Raw genomic sequence first — 11,620 nt, forward strand, 5'->3', positions numbered from 1 at the left:
TCTAATTAAAAAGGGGAAATGGACAATGAACTTTCAGTTAACAGAAGAGCATGAACAATTACGTGAAATGATTCGTGATTTTGCTATAAATGAAGTGGCACCAACAGCTGCTGAACGTGACGAGAATGAAGAATTTGACCGTGCAATTTTCGATAAAATGGCGGAGCTTGGGTTAACTGGTATTCCGTGGCCAGAGGAATATGGTGGAGCTGGGTTTGACTACCTTGCATATGTCATTGCTGTTGAAGAATTATCACGTGTCTGTGCCTCCACTGGGGTAACATTATCAGCACATACTTCACTGGCAGGATGGCCCCTGTACAAGTTCGGTACAGAAGAACAAAAACAAAAATACCTTCGTCCAATGGCAGAAGGAAAACATATTGGTGCGTATGGTTTAACAGAACCAGGTTCAGGATCTGATGCGGGTGGCATGAAAACATATGCTAAACGTGATGGCGATGATTATATTTTAAATGGCTCAAAAATCTTTATTACAAACGGCGGAGTGGCAGATACATATATTGTGTTTGCAGTAACAGATCCAGAAGCTAAACACGGTACATCAGCATTTATCGTGGAAGCTGGATTTAAAGGTTTCTCTGTAGGGAAGAAAGAAAAGAAATTAGGAATTCGTTCATCTCCTACAACCGAAATCATTTTCGACAACTGCCGTGTTCCAAAAGAAAACCTACTAGGAGCTGAAGGGGAAGGTTTTAAAATTGCTATGACGACACTAGATGGTGGACGTAATGGTATTGCGGCTCAAGCTGTAGGAATTGCACAAGGAGCGCTGGATGCAGCAGTTGACTATGCCAAAGAACGTGTGCAATTTGGTAAACCAATCTCTGCTAACCAAGGTGTATCTTTTAAATTAGCAGACATGGCAACTCAAATTGAAGCTTCTCGACTTCTTACATACCAAGCAGCTTGGTTAGAGTCTAATAACCTACCATATGGTAAGGCTTCTGCAATGGCGAAATTAATGGCTGGCGATACAGCAATGAGTGTAACGACAGAGGCGGTTCAAGTATTTGGTGGCTATGGTTATACAAAGGATTATCCAGTAGAGCGCTTTATGCGTGATGCGAAAATTACTCAAATTTACGAAGGTACGCAGGAGATTCAACGTCTTGTAATCTCGCGTATGCTAACGAAATAATTGATGACAGAAAAAGATAAAAGGCCCCAAGTACAGTCAACTGTAAAAGATGAAAATTTAATCGCCATTCGTCGTGAACAAATGATTCAAGGAGCTATTAAGCTATTTAAAGAAAAAGGCTTTCATCGTGCCACGACGAGAGAAATCGCAAAAGCTGCAGGCTTTAGTATTGGTACTTTATACGAGTACATCCGTACTAAAGAAGACGTTCTTTATCTTGTTTGTGATAGTATCTATCATCATGCAATGGAGCGACTTTCAAGTTACGAGATTAAAGCTGGAACAATTGATGAGTTAAAAGAAATGATTCGAGAATATTTCGTGCAAATTGATAGCATGGTTGATGAGCTAACAATCATGTATCAAGAAACAAAATCATTGTCAAAAGAAGCACAACGCTATGTCTTTAGTAAAGAGTTTGAAATGGTTGCCACTTTTGAACGCTTGCTACAGCGCTGTGTGCAGTCTGGGGAACTAACAATGACAGACAAGCAAATCCATTTAGCAGCCAACAACTTAGTTGTCTCAGGACAAAGTTGGGCGTTCCGCAAATGGGCATTACATCGTCAACATTCAATTGATGAGTTCATCGACATGCAAATCACCTTGTTCATTTCAGGCATAAAGGGGTTCTAATATTTCGTAAGGGGTTTGTCGGCAATTGCATACATCGACATTGCAATTGTCGGCTTTTTTCAATTCATTAAGGGGAGAGAGTGGGGATTTCATATGACAAAGGTAGAAGTATATCGCCCAAAAAATCACGTACGTTTTGTGACAGCATCAAGTCTTTTTGATGGACATGATGCTTCAGTCAATATAATGCGACGCATATTACAATCGAGCGGTGTAGAAGTAATCCATTTAGGGCATAACCGTTCTGTCGAAGAAGTCGTGAATGCCGCGATTCAAGAAGATGCACAAGGTATTGCTGTTTCTTCTTATCAAGGCGGGCATATGGAATACTTTAAATATATGTATGATTTGCTGCGTGAAAAAGGGGCACCGCATATTAAAATTTATGGCGGTGGTGGTGGGGTTATTTTACCTCGTGAAATTAAAGAGCTTCATGCGTATGGCATTGCAGGCATTTTCTCACCAGAGGATGGCCGTGTTTTAGGGCTACAAGGGATGATTAATGAGCAAATTAAAGGAACGGACTTTCCAACTGCAACAGGCAACTATTTAGATAAATTAGAGGCTTTAACGACAGAAACGCCTGAAATTTTAGCCAATCTAATTACAGCAGCTGAGTCAAATGAGGATGAAGCTACGAAAGAGATGTTAATTGAGGCACGAAAGCGTTCAAAAGGTACACCCGTCATGGGGATTACAGGAACGGGTGGCGCAGGGAAATCTTCATTAACGGATGAGCTGATTCGCCGTTTCCTGAAAGAATTCCCAGATAAACGTGTAGCCATTCTTTCAGTCGATCCAACAAAGCAAAAAACAGGTGGAGCATTACTTGGAGATAGAATTCGCATGAACGCCATCTTCAATAACCGCGTTTATATGCGTAGTTTAGCAACACGAGGCTCTCGCACTGAATTATCTGCATCTATTGGTGATGTAATAGATGTAGTACGTGTAGCAGGCTATGATTTAATCATTGTCGAAACAAGTGGTATTGGTCAAGGTGACGCCGAAATCACAAGGTATACAGATCTTTCCATGTATGTTATGACAAGTGAATTTGGCGCACCTACACAGCTTGAGAAAATTGATATGATTGATTTTGCAGATGTCATTGCGATCAATAAGTTTGAGCGTAAAGGCTCAGAGGATGCGCTACGTCAAGTACAAAAACAATACCAACGATCTCGTGAGCTATGGGAAGAATCACTTGATAGTATGCCTGTTTATGGTACAATTGCTAGCCAGTTTAATGACAAAGGGACCAATGCATTATTCGCAGCTTTAGTTCATATTATTAACGAAAAAACAGGCTACAATTGGGAAACAAGCTATGAGCAATTTGCTAAGACGCAAAAGCAAGATGTCATTATTCCAAACGATCGTCGTTATTATTTACGTGAAATTACTGACACTGTTCGTGGCTATCATAAAAAATCCGAACAGCAGGTAGTATTTGCTCGCCGTCTGTTCCAATTAGAAGGTGCCATTACAGCAGTTAAGGAAAAAGCACCAGATGATGCACTTATAGCATCGCTTACTTCTTTAGCACAAGGTGTCAGAGATGAATTATCAGCAGAATCTAAGCGTATATTAGATAATTGGCAAACTTTAAAAGAAGCTTATGCTGGTGATGAGTTTGTGACGAAGGTTCGAGACAAAGAAATTCGCACTATTTTAAAAACAACAAGTCTTTCGGGCACAAAAATTCCTAAAGTAGCATTGCCGAAATTTGAGGACTACGGTGAAATATTACGCTGGGTATACAAAGAGAATGTTCCTGGCGAATTCCCATATACAGCAGGTGTTTTCCAATTCAAACGTGAGGGAGAAGATCCGAAGCGTCAATTTGCTGGTGAAGGAACACCTGAGCGTACAAATAAACGTTTTCACTATTTGTCGAAGGATGACGATGCGAAACGTTTATCTACAGCCTTTGATTCTGTAACTCTCTATGGGGAAGATCCAGATTACCGTCCAGATATTTATGGTAAGGTCGGAGAATCAGGTGTATCGATCTGTACATTAGAGGATATGAAAAAGCTTTATGCAGGCTTTGATTTATGTGCACCGTCTACATCTGTATCTATGACCATTAATGGTCCAGCGCCTATTATCTTAGCGATGTTCATGAATACGGCGATCGATCAACAAGTTAAATTGCGCGAACAAGAGCTAGGACGAACTTTGACAGTAGAAGAGTTTACCGAGACACGTGAAAACACATTGCAAGTTGTACGTGGTACAGTACAAGCTGATATTTTAAAAGAAGATCAAGGACAGAACACATGTATCTTCTCGACAGAGTTTGCTTTACGTATGATGGGTGATATTCAGCAATACTTTATTGATCATAAGGTACGTAACTACTATTCCGTTTCTATTTCGGGTTACCATATTGCAGAGGCAGGGGCAAATCCTATTTCCCAATTAGCTTTCACCTTAGCAAATGGTTTTACGTATGTAGAGTATTATTTAAGTCGTGGCATGAATATTAACGACTTTGCACCAAATCTATCGTTCTTCTTCTCGAATGGACTTGATCCAGAGTATACAGTAATTGGACGTGTTGCTCGTCGTATTTGGGCCATTGTTATGCGTGATAAATATGGTGCCAATGAACGTGCGCAAAAGCTAAAATATCATATTCAAACATCTGGTCGTAGTCTACATGCGCAAGAGATTGATTTTAATGATATTCGTACAACATTACAAGCATTGATGGCGTTACAAGATAACTGTAACTCATTGCATACAAATGCCTATGATGAGGCTATTACAACACCTACAGAGGAATCTGTACGTCGTGCCATGGCTATCCAAATGATTATTACGAAAGAGCATGGCTTGGCAAAAAACGAAAATCCTCTGCAAGGGGCATTTGTTGTAGAAGAATTGACAGATCTTGTAGAAGAAGCGGTCCTTGAGGAATTTGATCGTATTAATGATCGTGGTGGTGTTTTAGGTGCAATGGAAACGCAATATCAACGAGGTAAAATTCAAGAGGAATCTATGTACTATGAAATGTTAAAGCATTCAGGGGAGCTACCGATCATTGGTGTCAATACGTACCTGAATCCAAATCCACCTTCAGATGCTGCTATTGATAATATGGAAATTGCTCGTGCATCCACAGAAGAGAAGGAAACGCAAATTCGCAATTTACAAGCATTTTGGAAGACGAATGAAGAAGAAAGTGAAGCCGCAATCGCACGGTTACAAGAAGTTGCTGTTAACAATGGTAATATTTTTGCTGAGCTTATGGAATCAGTAAAAGTAGCAAGTTTAGGACAAATTACAAAAGCTTTATATGAAGTTGGCGGACAATATCGTCGAAATATGTAATTGTAGACATTCAAAACTGCTTCTTTTCTAACATTTTTTTCTAATTTATGTAACATGCTTCTCTAGTTTCTAGTGTCTAGTCTTAAGATTAGGCACTTTTTTTTATTTTCGTTATAATAGAAATGTAAAAAAAGGGGAGGCGCAGTAGGGATGAAATCATTTATTCACTACATAATTATATTAGCTTTAGTATTGGTAGCCATTTTCCTGTATAATAAGCAAATTGGCGCTATTCCTTTACTACTATTATCTGTTTATTTGTTTTATCTTGGAATAAAAAAAATGCGTAATATAAAAAACAGTAATTGAAGCTAGCAAAGGGGCTAAAACTTTGTATATAATGGGTATTATGCTTATGTATAGAAAGTACCTTTTGCGTGGCCTTTTTTGCTGCGCTTGGAAAATAAAGCACCATGTAATTTTAAAACGTCCATTGTGATGAGGGAAAGGAAGTGCACGAATTGAATTTTCGTGAAATGACAAAGGAACAATTAACGGAAGAATCGTTAATTAACTTAGCTTATGCAATTTTAAATGAAAAACGTGCCTCAGTGTCTTTTAATGATTTACTAAAATTAATTCAAGAGCTTGTGGGCTATAGTGATGCAGAAATGAAATCCCGTCTGTTACAATTTTATACAGATATTAATATTGATGGCCGCTTCTTATATAATCAAGAAGCAGGATGGGGCCTACGTGAATGGTTTAAAGTAGAGCAAATTGAAGAAGAAACAGCACCTTCTGTTAAGACTCAAAAGAAAAAATCTAAAGCTGCCTTTGATGATGAAGATCTTGATGAGGATGTAGATTTAGAAGAAGAAGATATCGACTTTGACGAAGACTTCGAAGAGTTTGTTGATGAAGAAGATATTGAAGAAGAGGACGAAGAAAAAGAAGAAATCGATTTTGACGATGAAGAAATCGAAGATATTGACGAAGAAATTGATGAAGACTTTATTGATGAAGAGGAAGAAGAGTTCGACGAAGAAGAGGAAGAAAACTAATAAAGTACTCTTAGAATTTTCTTTCTATTAGGCATGGAGTAAAAAATCTTGACTTCTATCACGGTTCCGTTTAATCTTTTACTTGGGCTCCTTAAAAGAAGGAGAAAGACCGTGTATATAATACGCTCCCCCTGCAAACCTATGCAGGAGGAGCGTTTTTTTGTTTTTAACTATATTCAGTTCTCTCATACATTCATCCAGAAATGAATATAAAAGTTTGGATTTATTCATGATGTATAGGTAACGGTGACTGGATAAATGTTAGAGTTTTAAGGTTTAAAGGAAAGTGGAAAAGAGATAGAACCGATTACAGCTTCGAATCGACTACATTTTTTGTAGACATTCTCGGCTTTTCTTTTTTTAGGGTATTAGAATATAAAGGATTCTGTTCCCCCCTAAGCGAGCTAGTAATTTTAGAACATCATAAGGAGGAATTTATTCATGACGAAGTATATTTTTGTAACAGGTGGGGTTGTATCATCACTTGGAAAAGGGATTGTTGCAGCATCTCTAGGTCGTTTATTAAAGAACCGTGGTTTAGAAGTGACGATTCAAAAATTTGACCCATATATCAATATTGATCCAGGTACAATGAGCCCTTATCAACATGGTGAGGTTTTTGTAACAGATGATGGTGCTGAGGCTGATTTAGACTTAGGACATTATGAACGTTTCATTGACATTAACCTAGGGAAACATTCTACAGTAACTTCAGGTCGCGTTTACCAATCTGTATTACAGAAAGAACGTCGTGGTGATTATAATGGTGGAACAGTACAAGTAATTCCTCATATTACAAACGAAATTAAAGACCGTATCCAACGTGCTGGTCGTGAAACTAATGCAGACGTTGTTATTACAGAGGTTGGTGGAACAGTAGGGGATATTGAATCATTGCCATTCCTTGAAGCGATTCGTCAAATGAAAACAAATTTAGGTCATGACAATGTGATGTATATTCACTGTACACTTATACCTTATATAAAAGCAGCTGGTGAATTGAAAACAAAGCCTACTCAGCATTCTGTTAAAGAATTACGCTCTTTAGGTATCCAGCCAAATATTATCGTCGTACGTACAGAACAAGAAGTACCACAAGATATGAAAGAGAAATTAGCATTATTCTGTGACGTGCAACCACATGAAATTATTGAATCTCGTGATGCAGAGCATTTATATGAAGTGCCATTAAACCTACATGCACAAGATATTGATGATATCGTTCTTGATCATTTTGGCATTGTAGCACCAGAGGCAGATATGGAAGAATGGCGCGAGCTGGTAGACAAAGTGAAAAACTTACCAAATAAAAGAAAAGTAGCATTAGTAGGGAAATATGTGGAACTACAAGATGCTTACATTTCAGTAGTTGAGGCATTAAAGCATGCGGGCTACGCATTTAACTCTGATATTGAAATTGACTGGATTAATGCAGAACATGTCAATGCAGATAACGTTGCTTCACTATTAAAAGGTGCAGATGCCATTTTAGTACCAGGCGGTTTTGGTGATCGTGGTGTTGAAGGGAAAATTTTAGCGACACAATATGCGCGTGAAAATGATGTACCGTTCCTTGGTATTTGCTTAGGTATGCAATTAGCAACAATAGAATTTGCTCGTAATGTCCTTGGTTTAAAAGGTGCACATTCTACAGAGCTTGATGCAAATACAGAGTACCCAATTATCGACTTCTTACCAGATCAAAATGATAGTGTAGATATTGGCGGTACATTACGTTTAGGATTATACCCATGTAAATTGAAAGATGGTTCAAAGGCAAGCAATGCATACGGTAAAGAGCTTGTTTATGAGCGTCACCGTCACCGCTATGAGTTTAACAATGAATATCGTGAGGCAATGGAAGCAGCAGGTCTTGTCTTCTCAGGTACAAGCCCTGATGGCAAATTGGTTGAAATTATTGAGCTACCAGGTAACAACTTCTTTGTAGCATGTCAATTCCACCCAGAGCTAGTTTCACGTCCAAATCGTCCACAACCATTGTTCCGTGATTTTATCGGAGCAACATTTAAATAATCAAAAAGAGTTGTCTCTCTATTAATGAGACAACTCTTTTTAAATGAATGTTTATAGTTCTTCTTCATCAATACCAAGCATTTCATCATAAGCAATTTTCACTGCTTCATATACAAAAAGACCAGCAATTGCATGTGGTACAACGATTCTTTGCCCTAAATCATTAGGCAATAAACCACCTTTAACGCGTGTAGAAACATACGTATAGGCCAAATCTGCAAGAGGATTTTCCGTATTCGCTACTTCACTCGCAACAGCAGCGAAAGGAATAAACCGATTATTTAAGTCTTGAGCTAAAGCCAGTGCTGCCGCATCGTGCGCACTGCGTGTAAAAATGCAAACGCGATCAGCTTCAGTTAAGCTTGTACTCGAAGTCCAAGGAGCTAATTTGCTAAACGGTTCAACTGCTTGAAATGCATTGGATTCAATAACTTGCATTTCACCAAAGCAAGCGAAATACACATGACCTTCTCCAATGGCTGCTTGTGCAAGGAGTCTTGCTGTTTCCTCAATAGCCTCCTCTTCATTTTGTGTTATTCTTTGTAATAATCCACTTAATTGTGTTGTTAGAATTTTTGACATGTTCCCACCTCTAACCATATTATAGGGGCGGAAAAGGTAGAAAGCAAAAGCAGATAATTTATAATACTAGAAGGTATTAAGCTGAAAAAGGAGAATTATACATAATAAAGAAAGTTTTTGTGTAAGAATAAAACTAAAAAAGGGCGGAATGAAATGTGAAACGATTACTAATTGTCGATGATCAGCAGGGAATTCGTTTACTTTTAAATGAAGTGTTGAAAAAGGAAGGTTATCTTACATATTTAGCGGCTAATGGTTCAGAGGCATTAAAATATGCAGATGAGCAACAGATGGATTGTGTTTTACTGGATATGAAGATTCCAGGAATGGATGGTATTGAAATCTTGAAACGCTTAAAAGAAAAATTCCCGAAGTTACCTGTATTTATGATGACAGCATATGGCGAATTGGATGTAGTGCAAGAAGCTTTAGAATTAGGAGCTATTCGTTACTTTACAAAACCATTTGATATTTTTGAAGTGCGAGATGAAGTAAATAAGGCTTTAGAGGTGTAAAAAACAGACAGTGGACACACGGTCTGTTTTTTATGTTTATTTTGAAAGGAGCGACAGGGCATTGCCTTCAATTTCAATGTGTTGCACTATGCTGTCGTATAGAAAATAAGAGCCCCTGCTTTTCAGGTGCAAGCCTTTGTTGCGTTGCCCTCCACTACGGCAGACACTGTCGCTACGTTACACAGCGCTATCGTGTAGAAAATAAGAGCCCCTGCTTTTCAGGTGCAAGCCTCTGTTGCGTTACACTCCACTACAGCAGACACTGTCGCTACGTTACACAGCGCTATCGTGTAGAAAATAAGAGCCCCTGCTTTTCAGGGGCAAGCCTCTGTTGCGTTACACTCCACTACGGCAGACACTGTCGCTACGTTACACTGCGCTATCGTGTAGAAAATAAGAGCCCCTGCTTTTCAGGGGCAAGCCTCTGTTGCGTTACACTCCACTACGGCAGACACTGTCGCTACGTTACACTGCGCTATCGTGTAGAAAATAAGAGCCCCTGCTTTTCAGGGGCAAGCCTCTGTTGCGTTACACTCCACTACGGCAGACACTGTCGCTACGTTACACTGCGCTATCGTGTAGAAAATAAGAGCCCCTGCTTTTCAGGGGCTCTTATTTTTGCTATGATTGAGGGGCATGTTTATGTAAAGAATAGTCCTATGAGGAGGATTTTTAGTATGGCATTAGTATCTATGAAAGAGATGTTAATTAAAGCAAAAGCAGAAGGTTATGCGGTTGGTCAATTCAACATTAATAACCTTGAATGGACTCAAGCAATTTTACAAGCAGCTGAAGAAGAAAAATCTCCAGTGATTCTTGGTGTTTCTGAAGGTGCAGGTAAATATATGGGCGGATTTATTTCCGTTGTTCATATGGTAAAAGGTTTAATGGAATCTTACGGTATTACAGTTCCTGTAGCGATTCATCTTGACCATGGTTCTAGCTTTGCAAAATGTAAAGAGGCAATTGATGCAGGCTTTACTTCAGTGATGATTGATGCATCACATCACTCATTTGAGGAAAATGTAAAAATTACTTCAGAAGTAGTAGAATACGCACATGCTAAAGGCGTTTCTGTGGAAGCAGAATTAGGAACAGTTGGTGGAGATGAAGATGGCGTAATCGGTGGTATTATTTATGCTAATCCAGAAGAATGCCGCAAAATGGTTGAACTGACAGACATCGATTGCTTAGCACCAGCACTTGGCTCTGTACACGGTCCTTACAAAGGAGAGCCAAACTTAGGCTTTAAAGAAATGGAAGAAATCTCTAAATTAGCGGATCTTCCACTTGTCTTACATGGTGGTACAGGTATCCCAACAAAGGATATTCAACGTTCCATTTCATTAGGTACAGCTAAAATCAACGTCAATACTGAAAACCAAATTGAAGCAACAAAAGTAATCCGTGAAATTCTGGACAACGACAAAGTTGTTTACGATCCACGTAAATTCCTTGGTCCAGCACGTGAAGCCATTAAGGCAACGGTTACTGGTAAAATTCGTGAATTTGGTAGTGCACAAAAAGCATAATTTTTGCATTTAATATGTTACAAAAGCATAGTTAAATACACATACTAAGAGAAGTGTTGATGCTTTCAATCGACCTTCTCTTGTTTTTGAAATAATGAAATTTTGGAAAATATTTAATAATATAAGAAAAATGATCAGGAGGAAATAAAAATGAAATTTTTCATTGATACAGCAAACTTTGAAGAGATTAAAGAGGCACATGCATGGGGTATTTTATCAGGGGTAACAACAAACCCATCATTAGTGGCTAAAGAAGAGAATGTTTCTTTCCATGATCGTCTTCGTGAAATAGCTGAGCTTGTTGATGGCTCTGTAAGCGGAGAAGTTATTGCACTTGATGCAGAAGGTATGATTAAAGAAGGTTTGGAATTAGCTGCGATTGCTCCAAACATAACAGTAAAGCTACCAATGACACCAGCTGGATTAGAGGCATGTCGTTTCTTTGCAAATAAAGGTATTAAAACAAACGTGACATTAATCTTTAGTGCGAACCAAGCATTAATGGCTGCGCGTGCAGGTGCTACATACGTATCACCATTTATCGGCCGTTTAGATGACATTGGTCAAAATGGTGTCGAGCTAATTGAAACAATAGCAGATATTTTTACTATTCATAATATCGATACGCAAATTATTGCTGCCTCTGTTCGTCATCCTCAGCATGTTACAGCAGCAGCTTTAGCTGGCGCACATATTTCAACTACACCGTTTAAAGTATTAAAGCAACTTTTCAACCATCCATTAACGGAAAAAGGAATTGAAGGATTTTTAACGGATTGGAATACGAGAAAAGGCGAATAATAAGATTATAAA

The 11,620-nt window shown here is 38.6% G+C and carries 9 protein-coding genes; 8 read left to right on the forward strand and 1 reads right to left on the reverse strand.

Annotated features, from left to right (window positions below; translation table 11 throughout):
• Positions 1 to 25: 25 nt before the first annotated feature.
• The 5 genes from V6670_RS02720 (at position 26) to V6670_RS02740 (ending at position 8,178) form a co-directional block, all read left to right on the forward strand.
• The gene (locus V6670_RS02720; protein WP_036121450.1) at positions 26 to 1,162 is read left to right on the forward strand and encodes an acyl-CoA dehydrogenase; all 1,137 of its coding nucleotides are present in this window, start codon (positions 26 to 28) and stop codon (positions 1,160 to 1,162) included.
• Between the two features lie 3 nt (positions 1,163 to 1,165).
• Positions 1,166 to 1,798, forward strand: coding sequence for a TetR/AcrR family transcriptional regulator (locus tag V6670_RS02725; RefSeq protein ID WP_036121448.1), 633 nt, complete (start codon positions 1,166 to 1,168; stop codon positions 1,796 to 1,798).
• Between the two features lie 93 nt (positions 1,799 to 1,891).
• On the forward strand, positions 1,892 to 5,140 hold the full coding sequence (gene icmF, locus V6670_RS02730) for a fused isobutyryl-CoA mutase/GTPase IcmF (protein ID WP_338652469.1): 3,249 nt from the start codon (positions 1,892 to 1,894) through the stop codon (positions 5,138 to 5,140).
• A 476-nt stretch (positions 5,141 to 5,616) separates the two neighbouring features.
• Positions 5,617 to 6,144, forward strand: a complete 528-nt coding sequence (rpoE, locus tag V6670_RS02735) for a DNA-directed RNA polymerase subunit delta (protein ID WP_231745054.1) — start codon at positions 5,617 to 5,619, stop codon at positions 6,142 to 6,144.
• 441 nt (positions 6,145 to 6,585) lie between these two features.
• Positions 6,586 to 8,178 (forward strand): CTP synthase, encoded by a 1,593-nt coding sequence (locus tag V6670_RS02740; RefSeq protein WP_141903858.1) that lies wholly within the window; start codon positions 6,586 to 6,588, stop codon positions 8,176 to 8,178.
• A 51-nt stretch (positions 8,179 to 8,229) separates the two neighbouring features.
• On the opposite strand, the gene V6670_RS02745 is transcribed toward V6670_RS02740, so the two are convergent.
• Positions 8,230 to 8,760, reverse strand: coding sequence for a DUF2529 family protein (locus V6670_RS02745; protein ID WP_141903857.1), 531 nt, complete (start codon positions 8,758 to 8,760; stop codon positions 8,230 to 8,232).
• Positions 8,761 to 8,915: 155 nt separating this feature from the next.
• Between V6670_RS02745 and V6670_RS02750 the strand changes: the two genes are divergently transcribed.
• The 3 genes from V6670_RS02750 (at position 8,916) to fsa (ending at position 11,608) form a co-directional block, all read left to right on the forward strand.
• Positions 8,916 to 9,275 (forward strand): response regulator, encoded by a 360-nt coding sequence (locus V6670_RS02750; protein ID WP_141903856.1) that lies wholly within the window; start codon positions 8,916 to 8,918, stop codon positions 9,273 to 9,275.
• Positions 9,276 to 9,952: 677 nt separating this feature from the next.
• On the forward strand, positions 9,953 to 10,807 hold the full coding sequence (locus tag V6670_RS02755; RefSeq protein WP_141903855.1) for a class II fructose-bisphosphate aldolase: 855 nt from the start codon (positions 9,953 to 9,955) through the stop codon (positions 10,805 to 10,807).
• A 150-nt stretch (positions 10,808 to 10,957) separates the two neighbouring features.
• Positions 10,958 to 11,608: a fructose-6-phosphate aldolase gene (fsa, locus tag V6670_RS02760; protein ID WP_036121423.1), complete on the forward strand. Its 651-nt coding sequence runs from the start codon at positions 10,958 to 10,960 to the stop codon at positions 11,606 to 11,608.
• Positions 11,609 to 11,620 lie beyond the last annotated feature (12 nt).

The organism is Lysinibacillus sp. Y5S-8 (genome assembly GCF_036894365.1).
GTDB classification, from domain to species: domain Bacteria; phylum Bacillota; class Bacilli; order Bacillales_A; family Planococcaceae; genus Lysinibacillus; species Lysinibacillus fusiformis_D.